We start from the raw sequence: 25,725 nt of genomic DNA, 5'->3' as shown, positions 1-25,725 counted from the left end.
GTCTGTTGCGAATTACAGAAGGTAGGCGCTGCGCCAGATCATGGTGCAGCGCGCAATGCCAGTTTAGCCCAAGGGATGCAATTGCTGGCTGGCGACTTTCCCCAGGAAGGCTGTTGCAGGGCCAAGTCCGGGAATGATGACGTCTGGTGCGATCTCGGTCAGAGGCACCAGCACAAACGCGCGCTCATGCATGCGCGGGTGCGGAATGGTCAGGTGTTCTTGCTGCAGGCTGAGGTCGTCATACAACAGGACGTCCAGATCAAGCGTGCGCGGGGCATTGCGAAAAGTGCGCTCGCGGCCTTGCGCGGCTTCGATATCCAGCAGCGCCTGCAGCAAGGCGGCAGGCGCTAGCTCTGTCTGCAACTCGGCCACGGCGTTTATAAAATCCGGCTGGTCGGCATAACCCACCGGAGCCGACGCGTAAAAGCGCGAGCATGTCACGAGCCGGGTTCCGGCTAGCTCGTCCAGCTGTTTGACGGCAGCCTGCAACTGGGCTGCCGGATCATCCATATTGGCGCCCAAAGCGACAAAGGCGCGGTGCATCACGCTCATGCCGCGTTACCGCTATCGCCACCGGATTTGGAGCCTTCCGGCTTGGCACCGCCTTTACCGGTCGGTTTGCGCCGACGTCGTTTGCGATCCGGGCCTTTTTGCGGGCCAGTCACGCGCGCGATCATGGCGGAACGGGTTTCTTCATCGCAGTACTGGAACTGGGTCCACCACTCGACCAGTTCTTTGTCGATCAGGCCACACTCGCCGCGCAACGCCAGGAAGTCATACGCGGCACGAAAACGCTGTTGCTCCAGCAAGCGGAACGGACGGCTACCGACGCGTTGTTCAAAGCGCGGTTGCAGCAACCAGATTTCTTTCATGGCTGCGCCGTAACGGTTCGGAATCGCCAGCCGTTTTTCGACAGTGGCTTCCACTTCGTTCATGGCCGCCACCAGCGCCGGCACCGGGTATTCACCGGCGGCCTGGCGCTTTTGCCAGTTGGCTTCGACTTCATGCCACAGCAACGCGGCAAACAGGAAACCAGCCGAAACGGGCTTGTCTTCGGCCAGGCGTTGATCGGTGTTGGCCAAAGCCTTTTGCAAGAACTGCAGGGTTTCCGGCTTTTGCAGCAGCTGATCCAGCACCGGGAACAGATAGCGGTGCAGGCCGTCGGCCTTGAGCGCCATCAGGCAATCCCAAGCGCGGCCTGACAACAGCAGCTTCATCATTTCATCGAACAAACGGGCCGACGGAATGTTCTGCAGCAAGCCGGCACATTCGGCAATCGGCTTCCTGGTCGGTGGTGCAATTTCCAGCCCCAGCTTGGCCGACAGGCGGATCGCCCGCAGCATACGCACCGGGTCTTCGCGGTAACGAATGCCAGGGTCGCCAATCATCACCAGACGTTTGGCTTCGAGGTCATCCACGCCGTGATGGAAATCGAGGATTTCTTCGCGATTCGGGTCGTAATACAGCGCATTAACGGTGAAGTCGCGGCGCAGTGCATCGTCTTCCAGTGAGCCGTAAACGTTGTCGCGCAGGATGCGGCCCGCTTCGTCAGTCGGTGCTTCGCCCGCGCCGCGAAAGGTGGTGACTTCGATAATTTCTTCGCCGCCGCGTTCATAAAACGGCACATGCACGATGCGAAAACGCCGCCCGATAATGCGGGAGCGATTGAACACGTGGCGAACTTGCTCCGGCGTGGCACTGGTAGCCACGTCAAAGTCTTTGGGCGATTTGCCCAGCATCAGGTCGCGTACCGCGCCGCCGACCACATAGGCTTCATAGCCAGCGTCTTGCAGGCGATCACAGACCTTGAGTGCGCCGGAGTGAATATCCTCGCGGCGAACTCCATAATGTTTGGCGTGCAAAACACGTTTGCCCGGGCGCCGTAGCACCTTGCCGATCAGTTTGCGAATCATCATTTGACCAAAAGAAGCTGGCATATGCAGGTTAGCCTTAAAGCCACCATTTTTCATTCCAGCGAGCGGCCCGTTGCAGGCCATAAAAGCCGCTAACCAAACCATTCCGGCGCAGAGAAACGCGTTGTTCGCTCCAGCCAAAGCAGTTTTGTTAGCGGCCCTAAAAACAAAGGCGCTTATTATACAGTCAGCAAAGCCCTACTGCGGCAAGAGTCGCGAACAAATCGGGCACTTTTGCGCAGTGCAACAGCCGAGCGCTCTGGCAATTGAACTGTGATCCCGCGCTGCCAGACAGACTGTTGCTAGCCTGGCGCACGGTTTTTGCGGCATGCTGGTTTTCAAATTCGCAAAAATCGCGCTACGTGGAGACTCTGTAATGGCTGGATATACCTACCGCATCGTTAACGTTTTCGCCGAAACTGCCTGGTCAGGCAACCCGCTGGCCGTGTTTGAAGATGCACGCGGGCTGGAAGACGCTGATATGCAATTGCTGGCGCAACAGCTCAATCTCTCCGAAACCACCTTTGTATTCCCGTCAGACCAAGCCGATGCCCGTGTGCGTATCTTCACGCCCGGATATGAGTTGCCGTTTGCTGGTCACCCGACACTGGGTACCGGCTGGGTATTGGCACAGACGACCGGCAAGACCGAGGTAACGCTGGCGACGAACGCGGGGATTATCCCGGTGAGCGCCGATGGCCCGCGCATGCGGCTTAACGCCAACGCGCCTACCTATCGCGACGCTGTACCGGCGCCCTTGCTCGCCGCCGCACTCGGACTGGAAACCGCCGCCATCGCCGGCACTGCACGCTTCGTGGATACCGGCGCGGAGCAATTGGTTATTCCCCTCAAGGATGCCGCCAGCGTTCATGGCTGCAATCCGCCCCTGGATTTGTTCAAGCAAGTTGCCACCAATGCGTTGGGACGCACCTCCGCGCTAGTCTGGGCGCACGATGGTGAAGCAATCGTCGCGCGCTTTTTCTGGATTCAAGGCGGCAGCATCGGCGAAGATTTTGGCACCGGCTCGGCTTGCGCCAATCTGGGCGGCTGGTTTCTGGCAGAAAACGTGGCCTTGCCCTTTGAAACCACCATGATCCAGGGTCACGGCATCAACCGGTTGGCTCATCTGACGCTGCAGATCGACGAAGACAAGCAAATTCAGGTGGGTGGCCGCGTGGCCGAAGTGGGTCGCGGCGAGTTTTCGTGGCCTGAGCGCAGCGCCAGCGCACTGGCTTGAGAGCGATGCGGGCTGGCGTAGTTGGCGTTTACGCTGGCCCCGTACCTTCTCTGCGCGCCGATCACCTTCTTTTTGTCGGCAAGGTGAACCGCAAAGCCCCCAAGCGGTCGAAACGCGGACATAATACCGAGCCAGCGCCGTAACCCCGGTGTTACCCTTCGCCACCCGTAGTTTTCAGCTATCGAAATGCCCGCCATGATCTCCTCTCGCTTTACCCGTACCCTGATTGCCTGCTCTGTTCTGTTTGCCGCCACGGCTCAGGCATTTACCCCGCCGGTTCCGGAAATTGCTGCCAAAGCTTATTACCTGACCGATTTCCAGAGTGGCACCCAACTGGCCGCGCGTGATCCGGACATGCGGGTTGAACCTGCATCGTTGACCAAGCTGATGACCGCCTACGTGGTGTTCAAAGCAGTCAAGGAAGGCAAGATCAAACTGGACCAGCAACTGACAGTTTCCCAGCGCGGCTGGAAAACCGAAGGCTCGCGGATGTTTCTGGACCCGAAACAGCCGGCCACGGTTGACCAGTTGATCAAGGGCATGATCGTGCAGTCGGGTAACGACGCATGCGTGACCCTGGCTGAAGCCATTGCCGGTAGCGAAGATGTGTTCGCCCAGTTGATGAACCATGAGGCGCAGCGTCTGGGCATGACTGGCACGCACTTCATGAATTCGACCGGCCTGCCTGACCCGAATCACTACATGACCGTGGGCGATCTGGCCAAGATTGCTGCCGCGATCATCCGCGATTACCCCGAGTTCTATCCGATCTATTCGATGAAAGAATTCACGTACAACAAGATTCGCCAGCCGAACCGCAATCTGTTGTTGTATCGCGACCCGAACGTGGACGGCATGAAAACCGGCCATACCAACTCGGCCGGTTTCAATCTGGTAGCCAGCACACATCGTGACGGCCGCCGCCTGATCTCGGTCGTGGTCGGTACAACCGGCGACGAAGTGCGCGCCAATGAATCGGCCAAGCTGTTGAATTGGGGCGTGCAGTTCTTTGATACACCTAAAGTGTTCACCGCCCGCCAGACTGTGACCAGTTCGCAGGTTTACAAAGGCGCGACCGACAAAATCAATGTCGGCTTCCTGGCCGACCAGTTTGTGTCTGTCCCCAAGGGTGAAGGCAGCAAACTGACCACCCAGGTAAACCTGCAATCCCCACTGATCGCCCCGATCAAGCAAGGACAGCAACTGGGTACGGTGAAAGTGCTGAGCCAGGGCAAGCCAGTTGCCGAATACCCGCTGGTGGCGCTGGAAAATGTTGAAGAAGGCGGTTTCTTTACTCGCCTGATCGACACGATCAAGCTGTGGTTCAAGCGCTAAGCTAGAACTGACATCCAGCAAAAAAGCCACCTTCGGGTGGCTTTTTTGTTGGTCAAACTCACGGCCTGGGGCGAATTGATGCATTGCCACGCCGGATTCCCGCGGAGTTTATGCCGAGAATCGGCCTTCATCCGGGCTACGAAACGACGTATGGGGAAGGTTCAGGTCAGCAAATGGGGATTATGCAGGCAGCACAATGCGGACCTCTCAACTCCCCCAGTTCAATCCACGGTCCGCACTGTTTTGATCTGCCAGACCATCACCAGCATCAGCACGCTCATGGTCAGGCCAAACACCGGCATGATCCAGCCCACGCCAATCTGCAAAGACAGCAAGCCAGTCACCATCGCATAAGACAGCGGCGACAGTCCCATCGACGCCATGGTGTTCAGGCTCATCACCCGGCCGATCTTGCTGCGATCAGCATATTGCTGGATCAACGACATCATCGGCACATTGTTGCTGACCACGCCCATACCGGTGCAGAACTGGATGCAGAGCGCCAGCGGCAACCAGGAGACATGCGGCAGCGAGCCGATCAACACGCCCTCGACCGCGATCACCAAGGCAATCATCAGCAGCCGTTTTTTACGGGGAGGGAAGATCGTCAGCAGGAAGCCACCAGTGACCATGCCGGCAGCAAATGCACTTTGCAGGAACGACAGCACCGCCGCATTGCCATGCAGGATATCGGTCACCACAATCGGCACGCCCAGCCCCAACGGTCCCATAAACAGCAAGTTGGCAATGGCGTAGATGATCATCAACGAACGCAGTACCGGCGATGACAGCGAATACTGGATGCCTTCTTTTAGCTCATGCAATACATGCCTGCGCTCGGTGTGCCGCACCAGCGGCGGTTCTTTGATCTGGGCGATACAGGCAGTCCCGGCCGCCAGCATGATCGCCGTGAATGTGAATACCCATTCGTAGTTCAGCAGCGCCAGCAAGGCACCGCCCAGCACCGGGCCGAACACCAGGCCGATCTGGTTGGTGGTCAGCATGATCGAGTTGGCACGTGGCAAGTCGGCGTCGGGCACGATGCTGGGCAACAGCGCGTCACGGGCGGGCCAGAAGAAGGCGTCCAGCGCGCCATACAAAAACGCGAAGCCGGTCATGGTCCAGATATTGAGGCCATTCATAAACAGCAGCCCCACCAGAGCCAGCATCAGCAGCACGCGGGTGGAGAGCGATATCTGGATGATGCGGCTGCGCTTCATGCGATCGGCCAGCACCCCGCCAAAGGCCATCAGCACAATGCGAGGCACAGAACCGGCGATCATCACCAGCCCCAGTTGTTCCTTGGCGCCGAGGGTTTTCACTACGAACCAGGTTTCGGACAGAGTGGCGACGGCCAGCGCCAGGTTGCCCAGAATGCTCGAGCACCAGACCAGTAAAAAATTACGATTACGAAATAGCGACGCAGCTTGGGTCATTAGGGGGAAATGGTGATGTGTTAAACTGTTTGCTTACGCGAAAGGACGAAAACACCCGTTCAATAAAGCAGAATTAAAAAAACACAGAATTGCCTGCCCGTGTGCCAACGTTAAGGCAGCAAACCGGAAACAAACAACCTGCGCATTCTGCGAAAACCTGATTCTACCCGGCCCGAACACCAACACCGCGTGCCTCGGCAAGCCGGGCAAAGCCAGGTTTTCAATGCCCATCTGACCTACCAACTGCAACCTTCGAGGAATCGCATCATGGCGTATCGCAAAATGACCGAGCTGGACCTGTCCGGCAAGAAAGTGCTGATTCGTGCCGACCTGAATGTCCCGGTCAAAGACGGCGTAATCGGTGATGACACCCGTATCCGTGCATCTCTGCCCACCATTGAAGCCGCCCTGAAGGCTGGCGCTGGCGTGATTGTGATGAGCCACCTGGGCCGCCCGACCGAAGGCGAGTTCAAACCTGAAGACAGCCTGGCCGGGGTAGCTGCACGCATGGGCGAGTTGCTGGGCCGTGAAGTGAAAGTGCTGGATCAGTGGGAAGGCTATCAAGTCAAAGCGGGCGAACTGGTGCTGTTGCAGAACGTGCGCTGCAACGTCGGCGAAAAGAAAAACAGCGACGACCTGGGCAAGAAATACGCCGCGCTGTGTGATGTATTCGTGAACGATGCATTCGGTACTGCGCACCGCGCCGAAGCTTCCACCCACGCCGTGGCCAAGTTCGCTCCTGCTGCTTGCGCCGGTATTCTGATGGCAGGTGAACTGGATGCCCTGGGCAAAGCGCTGGCCCACCCGGCCCGCCCACTGGTGGCCATCGTGGCAGGTTCCAAGGTTTCCACCAAGCTGACCATTCTGGAATCGCTGGCGGACAAGGTTGACCAACTGGTTGTCGGCGGCGGCATCGCCAACACCTTCTTGCTGGCTGAAGGCAAACAGATTGGTAAATCGCTGGCGGAGGCTGATCTGGTTAGCAACGCCACCACTGTGATCAACAAACTGCGCGCGCGCGGTGGCGAAGTGCCGCTGCCGACCGATGTGGTCATCGGCAAGAAGTTTGATGCCAATGAACCAGCGATCACGCGTCAACTGGCCGACGTGCAAGCCGACGACATGATTTTTGATATCGGCCCGGATTCCGCAGCACAACTGGCCGCCATCCTCAAAAACGCGGGCACCATCGTCTGGAACGGTCCGGTCGGCGTGTTTGAGTTCGACCAGTTTGGCAAAGGCACCGAAACCATCGCCCGTGCGATTGCTGACTCGTCCGCGTTCTCCATCGCCGGTGGCGGTGATACCCTGGCCGCTGTAGCGAAATACGGCATCACCGACAAGGTGAGCTACATTTCCACCGGCGGCGGCGCATTCCTGGAGTTCCTGGAAGGCAAAGTCCTGCCAGCCGTCGAGATTCTGGAAACACGTTACAACGGTTAATTGCGCCGATCCTTGCCAGATCTGCCAATCAATTGCAAAAAAGCCGGGTTAGCCCGGCTTTTTTACGTGCGCATGTCTCTGATCTGGCGAGAAGCAGCTAAACTCTTGTCATAGATGCCCAATCAGGGCGCCTGCTGGCGCTATGCCAGAACCAACCGTTCATATTTGACCAGATCGATCTACAGGGAGTTTTTTATGCAGCTTGTCCGCCTTCTTGCTTGTGCCACGGTGTGCGTTAGCGTGATGTCCGCCTGGGCCGAGGACGCCGCCAAGCCGCTCAATCTGACCTTGCCCCAATCCGTGATCGGTTCAGCGCCTGCCGCCCACGATGCCAGCGCCACTGCCGCGCTCAAACAGAAGTGCATGGCTTTGGGCAACGAGCGCAATCAGTTGCAAAAGAATCCGATTGATCCGGCCACCGGCACCATCAGTTCTGGCCGCAAGAGCCGCCTGCAAGCAATCAGTAACGAGATGCAGAAAGCCGGTTGCTGGAACATCCCCAAAGCGCAATAAACCTAACGCATTGCCGCCTGACTTGCGTCAATCGACCTGAGTCAGGCGCGGCCATTGCTGCAGCCAGTTTTTCTTGCTAACTCGCCGCTGATACGCCAGGGCATCAGCAAATGCCGGGTTACGCCGCACTCGCAACGCAAATAAATCTTCCAGCCCCAGCGGCGCAATAATCTGCAACTGACCCGCCGCATCCAGCCAGACCCCAACTGCGGTCGCTGTTTCCGGCCAGCTAGCCAGTGCCGCACTCAGCGACGCACACGCAGGCAAACCATTCCAGCGATGCGCGTGCGCCTGATTCACCACCTCCCAGTTCACGCCCGGCATGCGTCCGCCTAACGACTGTCGTATCTGCTGTTCCAGTTGCTCTGCTGCGTCCGGCTCAAAAAAGCACACATCGACATCCGCCTGCGACGGCTGGATGGTCTGGCCGTGCAAGGTGTTCCAGACGCGGCTACGGATTGCGCCCGCAGCGATGCACCACGACGCCAGCCCGCACTCCCGCACACTTTGCAACATTTTCATCAGCTCAGCATCGGCCTGCATGATAGCGCGCAATTGGCGATACTGGCTTTCAAAATTTTGATTCTGGCTGACCATTGGTTTCAGGGCTTTCCCGAATGCCGAATATCCCGATTGGGCTTTATCGCTGCGACAGACTAGATTGTGATGCAACGCAACAATCTGCTGGAGAGTCGTCATGCCGCTCGTATCGCTTCGCAAAGTGCTGGATCACGCTGCAGAACACAATTATGGCGTGCCCGCTTTCAACGTAAACAACCTGGAGCAGATTCACGCCATTTTGCAGGCAGCCAACGCCACGCAAAGCCCGGTGATTCTGCAAGCCAGTTCCGGCGCTCGCAAGTATGCCGGTGAGCTATTCATCAAGCATCTGATCGAAGCTGCCGTGGGCACATATCCAGCATTGCCGGTGGTGATGCACCAGGACCACGGCACCAGCCTGGCGGTGTGCATGAGCGCGGTAAAGCTGGGGTTCTCCAGCGTGATGATGGATGGATCGTTGCTGGATGACGGCAAAACGCCATCCGACTACCACTACAACACGACGGTGACGCGCGAAGTGGTGCATCTGGCGCATCAGAAAGGCGTATCGGTAGAGGGTGAACTGGGTTGTCTTGGCAGCCTGGAAACCGGCATGGGCGAGGAAGAAGATGGCGTCGGTGCCAATCGCCAACTCTCGCATGACGAAATGCTGACCGACCCGGCTCAAGCCAAAGCGTTTGTTGAGGCCACTGGTGTTGACGCGCTGGCCATCGCCATCGGCACCAGCCATGGTGCCTACAAATTCACCCGCCCGCCCACTGGTGATGTGCTGGCCATTGATCGCATCAAGGCAATCCACGCCGCCATTCCGCACACTCACCTGGTCATGCATGGCTCGTCCAGCGTGCCGCAGGAATTGCTGGCTGAACTGCGCGAATTTGGCGGTACGCTCAAACCGACCTGGGGCGTGCCGGTGGCAGAAATCCAGCGCGCCATCAAATTCGGTGTGCGCAAGATCAATATCGACACCGATCTTCGTCTGGCGATGACCGGGGCGATTCGTAAACACTTTGCCACCAACCCTGCGGATTTTGACCCACGGGCTTATCTCAAGCCCGCCATCGCGGCAATGCGGGCGGTATGCGAAGCACGTTACCAGGAGTTTGGCGCCGCAGGCATGGCGCCTGGTATTCGTTAAGCCCCCGCTCCGGCAGGCTGTGTTGTTAAATGCGGTCCGCCAGATAGCCAGATCAAAAGACCCGCAATTGCGGGTCTTTTTTATCCGATACCAAACCCTCTGCCGCCCCACCCAGGCGCGCGGGGTAATTAATTCACAGGCCAGCTGATTCTGCGACTTCTCTGACTGAGGCATTCCACTTTTTGCGGCATGATGCGCGGCTCGCAGAATGGCTTGTGCCCTTCTTCTTCGCCTCACTCCCGCTATCGATCCACTCACATCGGTAGTGCATGCCTTGTGGTCTTTAGTCATGGAACAACTCAACAACGCTCTGTTTTTGCTGATCAATGCGCCAGCCAACCCCAGCCACGGCATGTTGTTGCTGGGTATCTTTTGCGCGGAATATCTGGTCTTGCTGGTACCACTGGGATTAGCTGCTGGCTGGCTACGCGGCGACAACGCCACCCGCGAAATACTGTTGCAGGCCGTCGCGGCGATGCTTATTGGCCTGCTGATCAACTGGCTGATTGCGCTGGGCTGGCAGCATCCACGGCCATTTGCCATTGGCCTGGGCCACAACCTGGTCGCGCATTCCAGCAGTTCTTCGTTTCCCAGCAACCACATGACCGCGTGGTGGGCCGCAGCTTTCACACTGTATTGGCATAAGCCTTGGCACCGCACCGGCATTGCTTTATCACTGACCGGATTGCTGATTGCCTGGGCACGAGTCTATGTCGGGGTGCATTACCCCTTCGACATGATCGGCGCGGCGGTGGTCGCCCTGTTCAGTGCGTGGCTGAGCACGCGTTATGGCGGCTGGGTGGTACAACCCGTGTTGCATTGGCTAACGCGGTTGTACCGAACGCTGTTTGCACCGCTGATCCGCCGCGGCTGGGTGCGCGCCTGAGCTAGATCCGGCTATCGCAACGCCATCAGATATTTTGCAGCAGCAGATACTGACTGCGATTGGTGGCCAGTATCTGTGCCACTCCCGCAGGCAGCACGGCTTGTTGTCCGGCACACAATAAATGACCACCGTACATAAGCTCGCCGCTGAGCACATGAATTTCTGCCGCGCCCATCGCAGGTACCTGGGCGTCGGCGTCGGGCAAAGTGATTACACTGCCGGTTTCCATAAACACATCCAGCATCTGCGGACCGTCTGGTGCGCCCAGGCTGCGCAAACGCCAACCCGGGCCGATATTCACCGGAATCTCACACTTGCATTGGTGTGTCCGGCGCGCTACCGCCCGATGGGTAAAGTGCAAGAACCCGTGCTGTTTAAGCTCACCACCCGCCGCCAAGTTGAGCACTGTGCCCGGAACGACCGGTAGGCACAGCCATTCGCCGGGCAGCAAATGTTCGGTACCTGCAGGCAAGCCACTGATAGCCAGGCAAGCGGAAGAGTTCTCGAACATATAGACCAGCGCCGTTTGCGCATCGGTTGGTACAAGCACCGTCGCCGGTGCCCGCTCGCTAAAATGCAGCATGGCAGGTGTGGCTTGCGTGGAACAACCGGATGGCGCTTTCATGGCCAGGCCTCTTTAAAATGAAAAACGCCCAGCCAGCAGGCCGGGCGTTTGAACCTCAGTGTGCCGCAAATCAGGCGGTAAGTGCCGCGATTTCGGCTTCTGCGCCAGCCACTGCTTCGGCTTTCTTCGCATCGCCCATCGAAGTACCTTCAGCACGCACAAAACGCACATCGGTAATACCGAGGAAACCAAACACGGTGGTCAGGTAGCTTTCTTGATGGTCCAGAGCGCGCATGGCTTCGGAGGTCGAATACACACCACCGCGAGTGGAAACCACCACCACAGTCTTGCCGCCAGCCAGGCCAACCGGGCCGTTTTCGCCGTACTTGAAGGTGCGGCCCGCTACAGCGATGCGGTCGATCCAGGCCTTCAGCTGGCTAGGAATCGAGAAGTTGTACATCGGTGCGCCAACCACGATCACATCTGCACCCAGGAACTGTTGCAGCAGATCTTCAGTGTAGGCGGTTTCGCGTTTTTGTAGTTCTGTATGCGATTCAGCAGGCACAAAACGGGCGCCCAGTGCTTCGCCGGACAAGTGAGCCGGCTCTGCAGTTGCCAGATCCAGATATTGCACTTGAGTGCCAGGACGGGCAGCTTGCCATTCCTTGGCAATGCGTGCGGTCAGTTTGCGGGATACCGAGTTGTCGGCCAGAACGCTCGAATCAATATGCAGCAGCTTCATGTGTTTCTCCTTGGTCTTTGAAGTAACCGGGTAAGGCCGGTTGGTCTTTCAACATGACCGCTACTCTACCGGCGGACTTAGTGAGTGATAAGTCGGCAAAAATGCGATAGATTGTCCTATTTGCAGGACAATTGAACCGGACAAACGCCATGCAAGATCTGAACGACATGCTGTTCTTTGCCGAAGTCGTTGAAGCAGGCGGGTTCTCCAGCGCCAGCCGCGCTTTGGGCATCCCGAAATCACGCCTGTCGCGGCGGGTAGCAGAACTGGAAGCACATCTAGGCGTGCGTCTGTTACAGCGCACCACGCGCAAGCTCGCGGTGACGGAAATCGGCGAATTGTACTTTCGCCACTGCGTGGCCATTCGGGACGAAGCTCGCGCGGCGACAGAAGTGGTCGAACATGTTCAATCCGCGCCGCGTGGCACTATCAAAGTGGCCTGCCCGGTGACGCTGGCCCAAACCGTGGTGGGCGAGATCATCCCGCAATTCATGATGCGTTACCCGCAGGTCAAACTGAACATGATCGTAACCAACCGGGTGATCGATTTGCTGGAAGAAGGCATTGATGTGGCCCTGCGCGTGCGTCCTACTCTGCAAGACTCCGCTTCATTGGTGATCAAGCAATTTGGCACCACCAACGCAGTGCTGCTCGCGAGCCCGGCGCAGTTGGCACGGCAAGGACAACCTTCTCATCCGGATGAACTGGGTTGGCTGGACACGCTAGCCATGTCCGCCACCGATGGCCGGGCGACGTGGTCACTGGTGGGCCCAGGCGGCGTAAAGCAGCAGGTAACGCACTATCCGCGTTATGTGGCCGATGACATGGTGACGCTGAAATACGCAGCCGTCGGTGGCGTCGGCGCGGTCATCCTGCCGGAGTATTTGTGCCGACCAGAGCTGACTGCGGGCACGCTGGTGCCAGTGCTGCCAGACTGGACCTCTGCCACCGGGTACGCGCACGCGGTATTCCCTTCACGCCGCGGGCTGGTACCTGCGGTGCGCCATTTTCTGGACTTTCTGGGGGAGGAGTTGCTGGCCGAACGGTGTACCGAAGTCATGAACGGCACGTTGTAATCAACGCCCCGTTCAGACCCAAGCTAACTGGCTGGCCAATTACTTGTCGAAAGTGCTCTGCAGCTTTTCCAGCCAGTGCAATGCCAACTGGCGTTGGTCACCATCACCGGCGTAGAGCATTTTTTCCAATGCGCGAGTGGCCTCGGACTGCTGCCCCTGTTGCAGCATGGCAGCAATTTGCTGCATAGCCGGGTCTTCCGAGCGGAAATCTGCGGCGGCTATCGCTGCCGGAGCGGGGGCCGCGGGGCTGCTAGCGGTTTTGCTTTCCAGCGGTGGCAAGGCATCCAGATCAAACTCCAGATCGTTGGCAAACACTGGAGTGTTTTTGATTTCCTCGACCTCGACCGAACGAGGATCAAATGGCGTATGGCCCGCCAGCGGGTTACCGGGCAAAGCTTCGTTATGCTCGGCCAAAGACCACTCATCACTACCCAGCCCGGCTTGCTCACGCATGGCTGATGCAAACAACATGTCTGGATCAGCCTTGGCCTCTGGCTCGTGGTCAGGTAAATCGCCACCGACCGTTTGCTTGAGTGCGGACTCTTTGCGGTAATCCGGCGTGCGCCCTGCCTGCTCTGCGCTGGCCTGATACAAGGGGTTTTCCGGATCGATGTCGCATCCCATCACCTGCACTTGGCGCCACAGCGCTTCGTCCTGGATGCTGTGCTTGAATTCGAGCGCACGATCCTTGAACTCAGACTTCATGTGGTGCTGGCTATAGATGGAGAAAAGCTTCATCCACAAAGCCGGAATGCCAGGGTGCTGTTCAATTTCCTGGGTCAGCAGGTTGATTGCCTGCTGCAGTAAACCGTGGTCGAGCAACAGTTGGGCTTCTTCCGAAACATTGCCCGGCTGCACCACGTCCATGGTGGAGTTCTGCCAATCGTTGGCGATCTGCGCAATGTTGTGCGCGAGGTCTTTGGGCGCATCCACCGGGCCTCTGGCCGGTGCCGGCGACGCAGCACGCAATGGCGTGGTTACCGAGTGCTCGGTCGGCCTTTCCAGGGTAGCGAACTGGAAGGGAAACTGATCTTCAGCCGCCTGCGCCTCAGCTTGGCGCTTTTTCCAGCGCCGCCACGTGTAAACACCCGGAATAAGCACGAGCAACAGGACCAGCGGGAACAGCAACCAGCCCCAACCTGTGCCACCGGTTTGCGCTGCCGGAGCAACCGTGACCTGCGGTGTTAATGGCGCCGGAGCAGTTCGCACCCGCGCTTTGGCTTGCGCCAGCGCCTGGTTTTGTGCTTGTTGACGCACATCGGCCAACTCTTGCTGCAACTGGGCAATCTGGATCTTCAACTGTGCCAGTTGCTGATCTTCAGCAGCGACTTGTGAGGCCACCTGCGCGACACCTGGCGATGGGGCGGATGAGGGCTGCGCCATATCTGGCGGTGAATCATCCAGTCGCAACACCGCACGATCACTGGCGTTGTTCAGTTTGGCGGTTTTAGCAGGCTTGGCCTCTGCCGACGACGCCGCCACATGTGCAGCGCGAGGTTTGGGTAAAGCAACCTGCGTATTTTCTGCCAGCGGCACCCGATAACCTAATGGCAAATCCGGGTTCAGCGCATACATCTGGTCGATGAATTGACGGCGACCCGCGCCATCTTTGGGGTAGTAACTGCTGGCAATCGATTCAACGGTGTCACCGGAACGCACGGTCCACTCCGATCCCGCCTGCGGTGTTTTACGGCGCGTGGTCCCCGGCAAGGCCATAGATGCTTTGGGTACGCTGGTCGTGTCAGCAGCGGTCTGCACCGGGCTTTTGTATTCACGCGGGTCCAGCAGCAGGGTGTATTCGCGCTGAAAATCTCGGGCATCATCGGCCGGGCATTTGACCTGCACCGGCAACTTGATGACGGGTTCCATGACGGTATCAGCCGTCTGGATGCGCAAGCGCCCCACGCCGTCACTCACGGCCTCAAAGGTCAACCGCGCACCGCGCACCACTGTGTTGCCATCTTCACTTTGCGCCGAGCCAAGCCGAAAACAACTGCTGCTCAACTCTTCACCGGGCGCGGTCACCACCTGAATGACCGCGTCCAGTTTTTCTCCCAGCGCCGATCTGACCTGGATCGCCCCCAGCGCAGCGGAATATGCGGGCGCCGCGCCCAGGGCCATCCCCGCAGCGATCAGCGAAGTAAGGTGCAAAGTGTGAGCTGGGCGTTTCTTCATCCGGGGATCAGTGGTCGCTTTCGGTAAACAAGTGGCATATTTTATACGATATCCAGATGGTCGATTCCGGAAAGCACATCTTTATGTTTGGCTTCTGCACCTTGCAACTTGATGCTAAGTCGCAAATCGTTGACCGAATCGGCATTACGTAATGCATCTTCGTAGGTAATCAGGCCCGCTTCATAAAGATCAAACAAAGACTGGTCAAAGGTCTGCATCCCCAATTCGCGCGACTTCTTCATGATTTCCTTGATCTCGTGCACTTCGCCCTTGAAGATCAGTTCAGAAATCAGCGGTGAATTAAGCATAACCTCAACTGCAGCTACGCGTCCCTGGCCGGAGCGGTGCGGAACAAGACGTTGCGATACAAATGCCTTCAGATTTAACGACAAATCCATCAGCAATTGCGAACGGCGTTCTTCCGGGAAGAAGTTGATAATCCGGTCCAATGCCTGATTGGAGGAGTTGGCATGCAAAGTAGCCATACACAAGTGACCGGTTTCGGCAAAAGCAATGGCGTAATCCATGGTTTCACGATCACGGATTTCCCCGATCAGAATCACGTCAGGCGCCTGACGCAAAGTATTCTTCAGCGCCGAGCCCCAAGAGTCTGTATCAACCCCTACTTCGCGTTGCGTGACGATACAATTTTTATGCTCGTGCACGTATTCAATCGGGTCTTCGATGGTAATGATGTGATCGTAGGCTTTCTCGTTACGCTCACCAATCATCGCGGCCAGCGAGGTCGATTTACCTGAACCGGTACCGCCAACAAAGATCACCAGACCGCGCTTGGCCATGGCGATATCGTGCAAGACCATGGGCAGGCCGAGTTCATCCAGCTTGGGGATATGCGAATTGATGGTCCGCAAGACCATGCCCACGCGACCTTGCTGCATGAACGCATTAACCCGATAACGCCCGAGCGTGCCCGGGCTGATCGCAAAATTACATTCATGCGTGGCTTCGAATTCTTCTGCCTGCCGGTCATTCATGATCGCGCGCGCCAGTTCTTTGGTGTGCTGCGAAGAAAGAACCTGATTGGAAACCGGCGTAACCCGGCCATCCACCTTCATTGCCGGTGGAAAATCAACCGTAATAAACAAGTCCGATGCACCCTTGGCCCGCATATGGCGCAAGAGATCCTGCATGAACTTGGCTGCTTGTTCTTTTTCCATGGGTATCTGATCTTCTGTGCGGCTGATGCTGGTTTGCCTGACGCCCGATAAGTCGCCAGGCTCCTGATATCCGCCTGAGTGTATCTATAGCTTGATTAATAGCTGCCGGATATTCGATTTAGCTACGACTATTTCGCTGGCAGGCCGCTTTGGTTGTGAAAAACAGACAAACGCGACGACCTGCCACCTAATCGGACGCCAATCTTCCGATCAACCCTTGAAGTTATCCGGAATAGCCGCCTTGGTGCGCGCCTCTGCCACCGAACAGATATTGCGCTGAACCAGGTTCTGCAGCGATTGATCCAGCGTTTGCATACCAAATTGCTGACCGGTCTGAATCGACGAATACATCTGCGCAATCTTGTTTTCACGGATCAAGTTACGAATCGCCGGAATACCGATCATGATTTCGTGCGCAGCCACCCGGGACTGGCCGTCTTTGGTTTTCAGCAGTGTTTGCGAGATCACCGCGCGCAGCGATTCAGACAACATCGCCCGCACCATTTCTTTTTCTGCTGCCGGGAAAACATCGACCACCCGGTCAATCGTTTTGGCTGCAGAACTGGTGTGCAATGTGCCAAACACCAGGTGACCGGTTTCCGCCGCGGTCAGCGCCAGGCGGATGGTTTCCAGGTCACGCATTTCGCCCACCAGCACCACGTCCGGATCTTCCCGCAGCGCTGAACGCAGCGCGTTGGAGAAGCTCAGCGTATGCGGGCCGACTTCACGCTGGTTGATCAGGCATTTCTTGGACTGGTGCACAAATTCAATCGGATCTTCAATGGTCAGGATGTGACCATATTCGTTCTCGTTGATGTAGTTCACCATCGCCGCCAGCGTGGTGGACTTACCCGAGCCGGTTGGGCCGGTTACCAACACCAGGCCACGCGGGTTTTCGGAAATATCGCGGAAAATCTTGGGGGTGTTCAGTTCTTCCAGCGTCAGCACTTTGGACGGAATGGTCCGGAACACCGCACCCGCACCGCGGTTTTGCACAAAAGCATTGACCCGGAAACGCGCCAGATTGGGAATCTCGAACGAGAAGTCACATTCCAGTGTGTCTTCGTAAATCTTGCGCTGCCCGTCGTTCATGATGTCGTACACCATGTCATGCACGTCTTTGTGTTCCAGCGGCGGCAAGTTGATGCGGCGCACGTCACCGTGGACGCGGATCATGGGAGGCAAGCCACTGGAGAGGTGCAAGTCCGACGCTTTGTTTTTAACGGCGAACGCGAGCAGTTCTGATATTTCCATGAGGGCGCGGGGCTCCGGTAATTTCCCGGCGCTGTGGCGCACCGGCTTTGTTTCATGACAAGTGCAAATGAGCGCAGTATGCGTTGCAACTATTGCATATCGTCAGGGATTCTAACTGCGGTCAAATACCACGTAACCAGCGCGTGTGCGTTACGTGTCCAAAAGACAACTATCTACTTGCACTTGATGACAGTTCAAAGTGTTGTCCGACAGGGCGCAAACGTGCGCTTACGGACGGAGCCCTCGTTTGCCTCATTGCGGGCTACAAGGCAATTAACCGGACAAAGTGCCACCACCAGGCACGCGCCTTTAGTCAGCCAGAATCGCAGATTGATTGCGGGATGGCCGTCGTGAACTAGAGTGCTTACTTATGGATAACTTCATCGCCGGATTGCTGGACTTCATCGTCGCGATCCTCGGCTTTCTTGGTATTACGGCCATTCAACAAGGCTGGATCATTGCTGCGCTACTCACCGGCGCGCTGTTTGTGTCCGCCGTGGTGTTTGCCGTGATCCGCGCCGACCGCACTGACTCCACGCCAGAGCCAGACGCATCCGTCCGTCCCCGCTAAAGCGCACGCCGCTGCAAACTCACGCCAGTAAATAAACTTATAATGCCGTGTTACGGTCAAGACGTGTTCGTCTTTGCCGCCGCAGTCGCGCCGTGCGCGCTGCCCTTGCGTTTGCATTTTTATCTGGCTGGCTCATGACCGATCACTTCACCCTCACTCTGGCTCACATCCGGGCGCGCATCGATGCCGCCGCGCAATTTGCCAGCCGCGATCCGGCGACTGTGGGCTTGCTTGCTGTGAGCAAAACCTTTCCAACCGAAGATATCCGCAGTTTTTATGCGGCGGGTCAGCGCGCGTTTGGCGAAAATTATGTTCAGGAATTCACCGACAAAGTCGCGGCGCTGGCTGACTTGGCTGATCTGGAATGGCATTTCATCGGCCCATTACAGCGCAACAAAACCCGCAGCGTTGCGGCCAGTGCGCACTGGGTGCACGCCATCGACCGGCTGATTATTGCCGAACGGCTATCACAACAGCGGCCGAACCAACTGCCGCGACTGAATGTCTGTATCCAGGTCAATGTCTCGGGAGAGGCGAGCAAATCGGGCGTGGCCCCCGAAGAAACGCTGGAACTGGCCCGGCACGTGGCGGCGCTACCCAATTTGAACTTGCGTGGTTTGATGTGCATCCCCGAGCCAACCCGCGATGAGGCAGCGCTGGCGGCCCAGTTCGAGCAGCTACACCAGTTGCAGGCTCAACTTAATGAACAAGGCTATGCGCTGGATACCTTGTCCATGGGCATGTCATCCGACCTGGAAGTCGCAGTGGCGCACGGGGCAACGCTGGTACGAATCGGCACCGCATTATTTGGCGCCCGCCCGAACAAAATGACGGCATAATCGCAGGCGACTGGACCACCATGGCGCCCGACGCCGGTGACCACACCAACAATTCAAAGCTCAGTCAACGGGATACCAAGACACATGAAGATTACCTTTATCGGTGGCGGCAACATGGCTGGAGCCATGATCGGCGGCCTGGTCAGGCAGGGCTTCCCGGCAGATCAGTTGCACGTGGTTGATCCGGAACTGATCAAGCGCGAACAACTGGTCACCCAATACAAGGTGACTGCCTCCGCCCCGGAAGAGGATCTCCCCGTCAGCGATGTGGTGATCTTCGCAGTCAAACCACAGCAATTGCGCCAGGTTGCTCAGGCTGCGTTACCGCGGCTCGGGAACGCACTGGTCGTTTCCATTGCCGCTGGCGTGCGTGCCGAAACCATTTCACGCTGGCTAGGCGGTTACAGCCGCATTGTTCGCGTCATGCCCAATACTCCGGCGCTGGTGCAGGCGGGCATCTCTGGCGTCTACGCCACCGCAGGCGTCTCAAGTGAAGATCGCGCGGCCACCGAAACCATCCTGACTTCGATAGGTAAAGTGGTGTGGCTGAAAGAAGAAAGTGAAATGGATGGCATTACCGCCATTTCCGGCAGTGGTCCGGCTTATGTGTTTTATTTTATCGAGTCGCTGCAGGCAGCCGCCCGTGCACAAGGGTTCGCCCCTGAAGTAGCACGCGAGCTGGCTTATGAGACAGTCGCCGGAGCCATGAAGCTGGCAGCGCAAAGCGAAGATGACGTCGCCACCTTGCGCGTCAAAGTCACCTCCAAGGGTGGCACGACCGAACGAGCCATCAATGCGATGGAAAACAGCCAGGTGCGCGCGACGATTATCGCCGCCACCCAAGCGGCAGCCGCGCGTTCGCGTGAGCTGGGTGATGAACTCGGTCGGGATTCCGAACTCTGAACGGAGGCGTTGCCATGCTATCGAGCACGCTCGAGTTTCTGGTCCGCAATATTGCGGAGTTTTTCATACTGTTGTTGTTGACCCGGTTTTATCTACAAGCGGGGCGAGTCTCGTTCAAGCACCCGATCGGGCAGTTTGTGCTGGCTACGACCAACTGGATCGTGCTGCCAGTGCGACGGGTAATCCCATCCTGGCGCAATCTGGACATGGCCAGCGTGCTGCTGGCGTGGATTTGCGCGTTCCTGATGCACCTGCTGCTACTGGCGATCACGCCGTGGCCATTCATCTTTGGCTCGCCGCTGTCCATCGTCGCCCTGCTGCTGGCAGCCGTGCTGGAATTGGTGAAGATGTCGCTGTATCTGTTGTTCGCCGCAACCATCGGGCAAGCGCTGATGTCGTGGATTTCGCCCTATAACCCGCTGATGCCGATTCTGGAAGGCATTACCGGGCCGTTCCTGCGACCTTTGCGGCGCATGATTCCCACCATTGGCGGGATCGACATCACCCCGCTGATCCTCATTTTGATCATTCAATTGCTGCTGAATGTGGTGGTCGCCGGGCTGGAACCGATCATCTTGCAGAATGTGCGTATCGCAGCGTGAGCTGGTTTGAAATGCAAGAAATCCGGCTGGTGCTGCATCTGCATATCCAGCCGGGCGCAAAACAGACGGAAATTGCCGGATTGTATGGCGAAGCGCTGAAAATCCGCCTGGCCGCCCCACCGGTGGACGGCAAGGCCAACGCGGCCTTGCTGGCGTTTATTGCGCAAACCTTTGCTGTGCCGCTACGCCAGGTCAGCCTGAAAGCGGGGGCGGCCAGCCGGCGCAAGACGGTGATCGTTGAAAACAGTCCAATCGACCCCGCGTCTTTGCTAACACCTGGCTAAAGCTGGTGCGGCGATTAACGATCAATCTGCCGGTTTGGGTCCGAACGTGGCTCAATGCGGCGAAAATCCCCTTCAATGATGCCTTCGTCCTGCGGCGCACCAGCCGTAGGTGTTTTTCCGCCCCATGGCAACAGCAGTACCAACGCCACAACGTCACCAATCAACCCCGGTAGCAGCAGCAAGATCGCGGAAATATAATAACGCGCCACCCAGAACAACGACCCGGTGGTAATTCGTCCCTGACGCATGTCGGAGAACAACGACATCGCAACAGCGAGTTTGTGATGGCGTAACATCAGCCCGCCGACAATGGCGGCAATCACCAGCCATGCAATCAGCAAGCCAACGCCAAAGGCTTTGGCGGCCATGATCATGACGACGATTTCGAGCACTGGCCAGGCCAGTAGCGCGAGTAGAAAATAAGGCATGTAGCGATCCGGATGGAAAACAATCGATGAATAAAGCGGTAGTGGTGCTTTGTAATTGCCCCGATCAGCGCGTTGCAGAAATGCTGGCCGACGGGATTATTACTGCGCGCCTGGCAGCTTGTGTGAACCTGCTGCCGCAAATCCAGTCAGTCTACCGCTGGGAAGAAAGAATCGAAACAACCGCAGAAGTTCCTTTATTGATAAAAACCACCAGCGACCGCTATCCCGCGCTGCAATCGTGGCTGGCGGAGCACCACCCTTATGACGTGCCGGAAATCATTGCCTTGCCGGCCCAAGCCGTCCACCCGCTGTATATGGCGTGGCTGGTCACCGAAACACTGGAGAAGTAACGTGCGGCGTTCGCTGTTTGCCCGATTTGTCTCAACCGTCATGCTGGCGGCGCTCGGCCTGATTGCCTTGGCCAGCCCCGCACATGCGGTAGACGAAAAAGATTTGCTGCCCCCCACCCAGGCTTTTCGCGCTTCGGTCGAAAGCGTGGATGCTAATACCCTGAATGTCCACTTTGCCGTGGCAGAGGGTTACTACCTGTACCGTGACCGCATCAAAATCACCAGCCAGCCAGACCAGGCGTTCACGACCGCTTTCCCGCAAGGCAAACAAAAGAACGACCCCAATTTCGGCAAGGTGGAGATTTATCCGCACAATCTGGACGTGCGACTGGTTAGCGACAAACCCTGGCCCGCCAGTCCGCAACTGACGGTGCGCATGCAAGGCTGCGCCGAAGTAGGCGTGTGTTACCCGCCGCAAACCGTCAAGCTGACTACGGCCGCGGACAATGCCTCGCACATGGACAAACCCGGCCAGCCAAATCAGTTAAACCAATTGTTTGGCGCGGCCACTGGCAGCACTGCCCTTGCAGCCAATTCGGGAGCAGCGGATGACGGAGGACCTGGCGGTTTTTTTCGCGCTAGCCTGGCCGCCACGGTCGGGCTGTTCTTCCTGGCCGGAATCGGGTTATCGCTGACCGCCTGTATGTATCCGCTGCTGCCGATTGTCTCTGGCATTGTGATCGGCCAGTCGCAAGGGCGCTGGAAAGCATTCGGGCTGACCTTTGTTTACGTGCAAGGTCTGGCGCTGACCTATACGGTGGTTGGTATCGCTGCGGCGAGCACGGGCACGCTGCTTACCGTGCAATTGCAGTCATCCGTCACTGTGATCGTCCTGACACTGTTTTTTGTGGTGATGGCGCTGTCGATGTTCGGCTTGTTTAACCTGCAAATGCCCGGCGGCTTTCAGAGCAAAGTGAACAACTTTGCCAACCGCATGCCCGGCGGCAAGCTCGGTCCTGTGTTTGTGATGGGTATTTTGTCCGCACTACTGGTCGGCGCCTGCATGGCCCCGCCGCTGTTTGGCGCGTTGGCGTATATGGCCAAAACGGGCGATATCGGTCTGGGTGGCGGTGCGCTGTATGCGTTGGGACTGGGCACTGGCGTGCCATTGCTGCTCATCGGCGCATTTGGTGCCACCGTTTTGCCGCGGCTGTCGGGTAACGCGATGCGCAACGTGAAGCGCGTCTTTGGCGTCATTCTGTTGGCCACTGCAGTCTGGATCAGCCATCCGCTTTGGCTCAAATCCGCCAATGGCGACTTCCAGAATGTGAGTTCGATAGCCGAACTGGATGCTGCGGTTGCCGCAGCGCATGGCAAGCCGGTCATGCTCGATTTCTACGCCGACTGGTGCGTCTCATGTATCGAGTTTGAACGTAACGTGTTGCCAGACCCGGCAGTCAAAGCCGAGTTGGGCAAGTTTGTGCTGCTACGTGCTGATGTCACCAAAAACACCGCCGATGATGCCGCGTTGCTGAAACAATTCGGCCTGTACGGACCGCCGGCCATGCTGTTCTATAACCAGCAAGGCCAGTTGCAACGGCATCGTGAAGTGGGCGAACCCAAAGCGACCGATTTTGCTGCCCTGTTGCGAGAACTCGCTCAAGGAAACAATCCACAATGACAATCCTGAGAACCGGGCGCGTACTCGGCGCCGTTGCATTGTCCCTGTCGCTGCTGGCCAGCGCAGCCTGGGCCGACTCACCGCTGGATACCTCGCTGAAAGACCTGCAGGGCAAGCCGCAAAAGCTCTCGCAGTGGAGTGGCAAACCGATGGTGATCAACTTCTGGGCGCCATGGTGCGGGCCTTGCCGGGAAGAAACGCCAGATCTGGTGAAGCTGCACAAAGCCTATGGCAACAAGGTGCAGTTTGTTGGCGTGGCAATTGACGAGATCGCCCCGGTGACGCAATTCACCAAGCAGTATCAGGTCACTTATCCGACTTTGCTGGGTGACGGTGACGCGCTGGAGTTAATGTCAAAACTAGGCAATGTACAGGGTGCGCTGCCGTTCACCGTCGTGATTGATCCGCAAGGTAAAATCACAGTCAAAGACTTGGGACGGGTAAAGCCGGACGCGATGAAAAAGACCCTGGATGGTCTGCTGGGCAGCAAAAAGAATTAACAGATGAAATAGTATCAAGCCCCAATATGAAGCCGCCTTGCATTGCAAGCGCGGCTTCATTTGCTTCATTCAGTCACTGGTGTGCATTTGGCATATCTCAGCCAGAAAATCCGCAAAACACGTCCCGCAGCATGGCAATCACTTCCAGCGTCCGGATATCACCAACGCGATAGAACACGCGATTGGCGTCTTTACGCGTGCGCAAAACGCCTTTTTCACGCATCAGCGCCAGATGCTGGGAAATATTCGATTGCGTGGTGCCAACCTGATCGACAATTTCCTGCACGCTGACTTCGCCTTCGCCCAGCACACAGAGAATTTTCAACCGCAACGGATGTGACATCGCCTTCATGGCGCGGGAAGCCTGATCGATATGCTCGTCGGTCATCAAGGTGTTAGGGTTATCCATTGTCCTCGGTTCTTTGGCAGCACAGCCGCCAGTATGAAATTGCGGGTTGATACGATTACGCAGTGCCGGAATACTTACGCAGCAAAGTAATTCCAATAGGATAGAATATCTAACCACCTTTGGAACCCTACCGCAACGCCCGACTACGAGGCATTTGCAATTTACGATAAGGCTTTTGCTGCAGAATGAACGCCGCCACACCCAGTAAGGTAAAACCGGTTCTTCTTCTTATTCTTGACGGCTTTGGCTATCGCGAAGAAACACAAGACAACGCGATTGCTGCCGCAAAGAAACCCAATATTGACCGTCTGCTGGCCCAATACCCCTGGACCACCATCAATGCATCCGAGCAATTTGTCGGTTTGCCAGCAGGCCAATTCGGCAACTCCGAAGTCGGTCACTTGAATATCGGTGCTGGTCGCGTACTGCAGCAAGATATCAGTCGTATCGACTGCGATGTCGCCAACGGCAAACTGGGCCTGAACCCAGTATTCGCGCAAGCGATCGAAATCGCCAGGCATGAACACAAAACACTACACATTCTGGGCCTGGTCTCTGATGGCGGCGTGCATAGCCACGAGTCGCACATCCACGCTCTGATCACCGATGCCGCAGCAGCTGGCGTCAAACAGATTCACGTTCACGCGTTCCTGGATGGCCGTGATACGCCACCACGCAGCGGCGTAGCTTACCTGGAAAAACTGCAACAAGTCTGTGATGCAGCTGGTAGCGCGCGCATCGTCTCGATCACTGGCCGCTACTGGGCAATGGATCGCGACAAGCGTTGGGAACGTGTGGTTGAAGCCTGGAACGTAATCGTTGAGGGCAAGGGCTTGTACCACGCAGCAACGGCACTCGATGGCCTGCAAGCCGCTTACGACCGTGACGAGAACGATGAGTTCGTCAAAGCCACCAGCATTGGCGCGCCAACCCGCGCGGAAGATGGCGATGTGGTGGTGTTCATGAATTTCCGCGCTGACCGTGCGCGTGAAATCGCCGTGGCGCTGACTGATCCAGCCTTTGACGGCTTCGCCCGCGCGCGCCAGATCAACTGGGGATACTTCTGCACCGCCACGATGTATGCCGAGGCGTATTCCTTCCCGGTGGCCTATGAAAAGCCCAAGGTTTCCAACAGCTTTGGCGAATACGTCGGCCAGTTGGGTCTGAAACAACTGCGCATTGCCGAGACTGAAAAATACCCGCACGTGACGTATTTCTTCTCAGGTGGCGAAGAAAAAGAATTCCCGGGCGAAGACCGCATCCTGGTGCCGTCGCCCAAAGTCGCCACTTATGATCTGCAACCGGAAATGTCCGCACCTCAAGTGACTGACAAGATTGTCGAGGCCATCGAATCCGGCCAGTACGCAGCGATTATCTGCAATCTGGCCAACGGCGATATGGTCGGTCACACCGGTGTGTTTGATGCGGCAGTGAAGGCGGTAGAAACGCTGGATGCCTGTGTCGGCCAGTGTGTTGAGGCCATGCTCAAAGCGGGTGGCGAAGTAGTCATTACTGCCGACCACGGCAACTGCGAAGTGATGTACGACCACCGTGTGCACCAGCCACATACCCAGCACACCACCGACGTGGTACCTTTCATCTACGTTGGTCGTCCGGCAACCATGGCGCCACGTGGTGAATACGCACTGAAAGACATCGCGCCGACTTTGCTGGCTATCATGGGCCTGCCGCAACCGGTAGACATGACCGGCAAATCGCTGGTGACTTTCGCCTGACCCACTGCAACTGACTCTATAGCCTGACTA

Annotated in this window: 27 protein-coding genes; 16 read left to right on the top strand and 11 right to left on the bottom strand. The window is 57.3% G+C overall.

Annotated features, from left to right (window positions below):
* Window positions 1-63: 63 nt before the first annotated feature.
* Together folK and pcnB are read right to left on the bottom strand one after the other, a co-directional pair.
* Window positions 64-552, bottom strand: a complete 489-nt coding sequence (gene folK, locus N7220_RS14010) for a 2-amino-4-hydroxy-6-hydroxymethyldihydropteridine diphosphokinase (RefSeq protein WP_283148147.1) — start codon at window positions 550-552, stop codon at window positions 64-66.
* Complete coding sequence (gene pcnB / locus N7220_RS14005; RefSeq protein ID WP_283151447.1) at window positions 549-1,913, bottom strand: polynucleotide adenylyltransferase PcnB; 1,365 nt, start codon at window positions 1,911-1,913, stop codon at window positions 549-551. The genes folK and pcnB overlap by 4 nt, the downstream gene beginning before the upstream one ends.
* A gap of 376 nt (window positions 1,914-2,289) precedes the next feature.
* On the opposite strand from pcnB, the gene N7220_RS14000 reads away from it, so the two are divergent.
* Window positions 2,290-3,150: a PhzF family phenazine biosynthesis protein gene (locus N7220_RS14000; protein ID WP_283148146.1), complete on the top strand. Its 861-nt coding sequence runs from the start codon at window positions 2,290-2,292 to the stop codon at window positions 3,148-3,150.
* A 195-nt stretch (window positions 3,151-3,345) separates the two neighbouring features.
* Window positions 3,346-4,485, top strand: a complete 1,140-nt coding sequence (locus N7220_RS13995) for a D-alanyl-D-alanine carboxypeptidase family protein (protein ID WP_283148145.1) — start codon at window positions 3,346-3,348, stop codon at window positions 4,483-4,485.
* A gap of 221 nt (window positions 4,486-4,706) precedes the next feature.
* Here N7220_RS13995 and N7220_RS13990 read toward each other — a convergent pair whose 3' ends face one another.
* Window positions 4,707-5,921 carry an MFS transporter gene (locus tag N7220_RS13990; RefSeq protein WP_283148144.1) on the bottom strand — a complete coding sequence of 405 codons (1,215 nt, stop codon included), beginning with the start codon at window positions 5,919-5,921 and terminating at the stop codon, window positions 4,707-4,709.
* Window positions 5,922-6,188: 267 nt separating this feature from the next.
* Between N7220_RS13990 and N7220_RS13985 the strand changes: the two genes are divergently transcribed.
* On the top strand, window positions 6,189-7,364 hold the full coding sequence (locus N7220_RS13985) for a phosphoglycerate kinase (protein WP_283148143.1): 1,176 nt from the start codon (window positions 6,189-6,191) through the stop codon (window positions 7,362-7,364).
* A gap of 195 nt (window positions 7,365-7,559) precedes the next feature.
* A complete protein-coding gene (locus tag N7220_RS13980) occupies window positions 7,560-7,877 on the top strand; it encodes a hypothetical protein (protein ID WP_283148142.1) in 318 nt (105 codons plus the stop codon).
* Between the two features lie 27 nt (window positions 7,878-7,904).
* Here the strand turns inward: N7220_RS13980 and N7220_RS13975 are convergent, their stop codons facing one another.
* A complete protein-coding gene (locus N7220_RS13975; protein WP_283148141.1) occupies window positions 7,905-8,576 on the bottom strand; it encodes a nucleotidyltransferase family protein in 672 nt (223 codons plus the stop codon).
* Between N7220_RS13975 and fba the strand changes: the two genes are divergently transcribed.
* Window positions 8,575-9,576, top strand: a complete 1,002-nt coding sequence (fba, locus tag N7220_RS13970; protein ID WP_283148140.1) for a class II fructose-bisphosphate aldolase — start codon at window positions 8,575-8,577, stop codon at window positions 9,574-9,576. The two genes, N7220_RS13975 and fba, sit on opposite strands and share 2 nt — an antisense overlap.
* 289 nt (window positions 9,577-9,865) lie before the next feature.
* Window positions 9,866-10,462 (top strand): phosphatase PAP2 family protein, encoded by a 597-nt coding sequence (locus N7220_RS13965; protein ID WP_283148139.1) that lies wholly within the window; start codon window positions 9,866-9,868, stop codon window positions 10,460-10,462.
* A gap of 25 nt (window positions 10,463-10,487) precedes the next feature.
* Here the strand turns inward: N7220_RS13965 and N7220_RS13960 are convergent, their stop codons facing one another.
* Together N7220_RS13960 and N7220_RS13955 are read right to left on the bottom strand one after the other, a co-directional pair.
* Window positions 10,488-11,087 carry a cupin domain-containing protein gene (locus N7220_RS13960; RefSeq protein ID WP_283148138.1) on the bottom strand — a complete coding sequence of 200 codons (600 nt, stop codon included), beginning with the start codon at window positions 11,085-11,087 and terminating at the stop codon, window positions 10,488-10,490.
* Between the two features lie 70 nt (window positions 11,088-11,157).
* The gene (locus N7220_RS13955) at window positions 11,158-11,769 is read right to left on the bottom strand and encodes an FMN-dependent NADH-azoreductase (RefSeq protein WP_283148137.1); all 612 of its coding nucleotides are present in this window, start codon (window positions 11,767-11,769) and stop codon (window positions 11,158-11,160) included.
* Window positions 11,770-11,918: 149 nt separating this feature from the next.
* Between N7220_RS13955 and N7220_RS13950 the strand changes: the two genes are divergently transcribed.
* Window positions 11,919-12,845, top strand: coding sequence for a LysR substrate-binding domain-containing protein (locus N7220_RS13950; RefSeq protein WP_283148136.1), 927 nt, complete (start codon window positions 11,919-11,921; stop codon window positions 12,843-12,845).
* Window positions 12,846-12,884: 39 nt separating this feature from the next.
* On the opposite strand, the gene N7220_RS13945 is transcribed toward N7220_RS13950, so the two are convergent.
* From N7220_RS13945 to N7220_RS13935, 3 genes are all read right to left on the bottom strand, one after another.
* Window positions 12,885-15,020: a type IV pilus assembly protein FimV gene (locus N7220_RS13945; protein ID WP_283148135.1), complete on the bottom strand. Its 2,136-nt coding sequence runs from the start codon at window positions 15,018-15,020 to the stop codon at window positions 12,885-12,887.
* Between the two features lie 41 nt (window positions 15,021-15,061).
* The gene (locus tag N7220_RS13940) at window positions 15,062-16,198 is read right to left on the bottom strand and encodes a PilT/PilU family type 4a pilus ATPase (protein WP_283148134.1); all 1,137 of its coding nucleotides are present in this window, start codon (window positions 16,196-16,198) and stop codon (window positions 15,062-15,064) included.
* Between the two features lie 210 nt (window positions 16,199-16,408).
* Window positions 16,409-17,452 carry a type IV pilus twitching motility protein PilT gene (locus N7220_RS13935; protein ID WP_283148133.1) on the bottom strand — a complete coding sequence of 348 codons (1,044 nt, stop codon included), beginning with the start codon at window positions 17,450-17,452 and terminating at the stop codon, window positions 16,409-16,411.
* 370 nt (window positions 17,453-17,822) lie between these two features.
* Between N7220_RS13935 and N7220_RS13930 the strand changes: the two genes are divergently transcribed.
* From N7220_RS13930 to N7220_RS13910, 5 genes are all read left to right on the top strand, one after another.
* Window positions 17,823-18,023 (top strand): hypothetical protein, encoded by a 201-nt coding sequence (locus N7220_RS13930; protein ID WP_283148132.1) that lies wholly within the window; start codon window positions 17,823-17,825, stop codon window positions 18,021-18,023.
* A 134-nt stretch (window positions 18,024-18,157) separates the two neighbouring features.
* Window positions 18,158-18,862, top strand: a complete 705-nt coding sequence (locus N7220_RS13925) for a YggS family pyridoxal phosphate-dependent enzyme (RefSeq protein ID WP_283148131.1) — start codon at window positions 18,158-18,160, stop codon at window positions 18,860-18,862.
* Between the two features lie 84 nt (window positions 18,863-18,946).
* Window positions 18,947-19,765: a pyrroline-5-carboxylate reductase gene (proC, locus tag N7220_RS13920; RefSeq protein WP_283148130.1), complete on the top strand. Its 819-nt coding sequence runs from the start codon at window positions 18,947-18,949 to the stop codon at window positions 19,763-19,765.
* 14 nt (window positions 19,766-19,779) lie between these two features.
* On the top strand, window positions 19,780-20,367 hold the full coding sequence (locus N7220_RS13915) for a YggT family protein (protein ID WP_283148129.1): 588 nt from the start codon (window positions 19,780-19,782) through the stop codon (window positions 20,365-20,367).
* Between the two features lie 11 nt (window positions 20,368-20,378).
* Window positions 20,379-20,651, top strand: coding sequence for a DUF167 domain-containing protein (locus N7220_RS13910; protein ID WP_483409575.1), 273 nt, complete (start codon window positions 20,379-20,381; stop codon window positions 20,649-20,651).
* A 14-nt stretch (window positions 20,652-20,665) separates the two neighbouring features.
* Here N7220_RS13910 and N7220_RS13905 read toward each other — a convergent pair whose 3' ends face one another.
* The gene (locus tag N7220_RS13905; protein WP_283148127.1) at window positions 20,666-21,079 is read right to left on the bottom strand and encodes an FxsA family protein; all 414 of its coding nucleotides are present in this window, start codon (window positions 21,077-21,079) and stop codon (window positions 20,666-20,668) included.
* Window positions 21,080-21,105: 26 nt separating this feature from the next.
* On the opposite strand from N7220_RS13905, the gene cutA reads away from it, so the two are divergent.
* Genes cutA through N7220_RS13890 form a run of 3 tightly spaced genes read left to right on the top strand, consistent with a single transcriptional unit; the run spans window position 21,106 to window position 23,550 of the window.
* Window positions 21,106-21,429, top strand: coding sequence for a divalent-cation tolerance protein CutA (cutA, locus tag N7220_RS13900; protein ID WP_283148126.1), 324 nt, complete (start codon window positions 21,106-21,108; stop codon window positions 21,427-21,429).
* A gap of 1 nt (window position 21,430) precedes the next feature.
* On the top strand, window positions 21,431-23,050 hold the full coding sequence (dsbD, locus tag N7220_RS13895) for a protein-disulfide reductase DsbD (RefSeq protein WP_283148125.1): 1,620 nt from the start codon (window positions 21,431-21,433) through the stop codon (window positions 23,048-23,050).
* The gene (locus N7220_RS13890; protein ID WP_283148124.1) at window positions 23,047-23,550 is read left to right on the top strand and encodes a TlpA family protein disulfide reductase; all 504 of its coding nucleotides are present in this window, start codon (window positions 23,047-23,049) and stop codon (window positions 23,548-23,550) included. Before dsbD ends, N7220_RS13890 begins: the two co-directional genes overlap by 4 nt.
* Before the next feature lie 97 nt (window positions 23,551-23,647).
* Here the strand turns inward: N7220_RS13890 and N7220_RS13885 are convergent, their stop codons facing one another.
* A complete protein-coding gene (locus N7220_RS13885) occupies window positions 23,648-23,959 on the bottom strand; it encodes an ArsR/SmtB family transcription factor (protein ID WP_283148123.1) in 312 nt (103 codons plus the stop codon).
* Between the two features lie 185 nt (window positions 23,960-24,144).
* Here N7220_RS13885 and gpmI point away from each other — a divergent pair, with 185 nt between their 5' ends.
* On the top strand, window positions 24,145-25,695 hold the full coding sequence (gpmI, locus tag N7220_RS13880) for a 2,3-bisphosphoglycerate-independent phosphoglycerate mutase (RefSeq protein WP_283148122.1): 1,551 nt from the start codon (window positions 24,145-24,147) through the stop codon (window positions 25,693-25,695).
* Window positions 25,696-25,725: the final 30 nt, after the last annotated feature.

Origin of the sequence: Silvimonas soli (genome assembly GCF_030035605.1) — a bacterium.
GTDB classification, from domain to species: domain Bacteria; phylum Pseudomonadota; class Gammaproteobacteria; order Burkholderiales; family Chitinibacteraceae; genus Silvimonas; species Silvimonas soli.
This window is presented reverse-complemented; position numbering and strand designations above follow the sequence as displayed.

Bases quoted from the DNA above. Each gene is read 5' to 3' on its own strand.
- N7220_RS13960 (WP_283148138.1), bottom strand. From the start codon at position 11,087: ATGAAAGCGCCATCCGGTTGTTCCACGCAAGCCACACCTGCCATGCTG.
- N7220_RS13985 (WP_283148143.1), top strand. From the start codon at position 6,189: ATGGCGTATCGCAAAATGACCGAGCTGGACCTGTCCGGCAAGAAAGTG.
- cutA (WP_283148126.1), top strand. From the start codon at position 21,106: ATGAATAAAGCGGTAGTGGTGCTTTGTAATTGCCCCGATCAGCGCGTT.
- N7220_RS13905 (WP_283148127.1), bottom strand. From the start codon at position 21,079: ATGCCTTATTTTCTACTCGCGCTACTGGCCTGGCCAGTGCTCGAAATC.
- N7220_RS13925 (WP_283148131.1), top strand. From the start codon at position 18,158: ATGACCGATCACTTCACCCTCACTCTGGCTCACATCCGGGCGCGCATC.
- N7220_RS14000 (WP_283148146.1), top strand. From the start codon at position 2,290: ATGGCTGGATATACCTACCGCATCGTTAACGTTTTCGCCGAAACTGCC.
- N7220_RS13885 (WP_283148123.1), bottom strand. From the start codon at position 23,959: ATGGATAACCCTAACACCTTGATGACCGACGAGCATATCGATCAGGCT.
- N7220_RS13915 (WP_283148129.1), top strand. From the start codon at position 19,780: ATGCTATCGAGCACGCTCGAGTTTCTGGTCCGCAATATTGCGGAGTTT.
- gpmI (WP_283148122.1), top strand. From the start codon at position 24,145: ATGAACGCCGCCACACCCAGTAAGGTAAAACCGGTTCTTCTTCTTATT.
- N7220_RS13995 (WP_283148145.1), top strand. From the start codon at position 3,346: ATGATCTCCTCTCGCTTTACCCGTACCCTGATTGCCTGCTCTGTTCTG.
- fba (WP_283148140.1), top strand. From the start codon at position 8,575: ATGCCGCTCGTATCGCTTCGCAAAGTGCTGGATCACGCTGCAGAACAC.
- N7220_RS13930 (WP_283148132.1), top strand. From the start codon at position 17,823: ATGGATAACTTCATCGCCGGATTGCTGGACTTCATCGTCGCGATCCTC.
- N7220_RS13965 (WP_283148139.1), top strand. From the start codon at position 9,866: ATGGAACAACTCAACAACGCTCTGTTTTTGCTGATCAATGCGCCAGCC.
- N7220_RS13955 (WP_283148137.1), bottom strand. From the start codon at position 11,769: ATGAAGCTGCTGCATATTGATTCGAGCGTTCTGGCCGACAACTCGGTA.
- N7220_RS13975 (WP_283148141.1), bottom strand. From the start codon at position 8,576: ATGACGACTCTCCAGCAGATTGTTGCGTTGCATCACAATCTAGTCTGT.
- folK (WP_283148147.1), bottom strand. From the start codon at position 552: ATGAGCGTGATGCACCGCGCCTTTGTCGCTTTGGGCGCCAATATGGAT.
- N7220_RS13910 (WP_483409575.1), top strand. From the start codon at position 20,379: ATGCAAGAAATCCGGCTGGTGCTGCATCTGCATATCCAGCCGGGCGCA.
- pcnB (WP_283151447.1), bottom strand. From the start codon at position 1,913: ATGATTCGCAAACTGATCGGCAAGGTGCTACGGCGCCCGGGCAAACGT.
- N7220_RS13980 (WP_283148142.1), top strand. From the start codon at position 7,560: ATGCAGCTTGTCCGCCTTCTTGCTTGTGCCACGGTGTGCGTTAGCGTG.
- N7220_RS13950 (WP_283148136.1), top strand. From the start codon at position 11,919: ATGCAAGATCTGAACGACATGCTGTTCTTTGCCGAAGTCGTTGAAGCA.
- N7220_RS13940 (WP_283148134.1), bottom strand. From the start codon at position 16,198: ATGGAAAAAGAACAAGCAGCCAAGTTCATGCAGGATCTCTTGCGCCAT.
- N7220_RS13945 (WP_283148135.1), bottom strand. From the start codon at position 15,020: ATGAAGAAACGCCCAGCTCACACTTTGCACCTTACTTCGCTGATCGCT.
- N7220_RS13990 (WP_283148144.1), bottom strand. From the start codon at position 5,921: ATGACCCAAGCTGCGTCGCTATTTCGTAATCGTAATTTTTTACTGGTC.
- N7220_RS13935 (WP_283148133.1), bottom strand. From the start codon at position 17,452: ATGGAAATATCAGAACTGCTCGCGTTCGCCGTTAAAAACAAAGCGTCG.
- N7220_RS13890 (WP_283148124.1), top strand. From the start codon at position 23,047: ATGACAATCCTGAGAACCGGGCGCGTACTCGGCGCCGTTGCATTGTCC.
- proC (WP_283148130.1), top strand. From the start codon at position 18,947: ATGAAGATTACCTTTATCGGTGGCGGCAACATGGCTGGAGCCATGATC.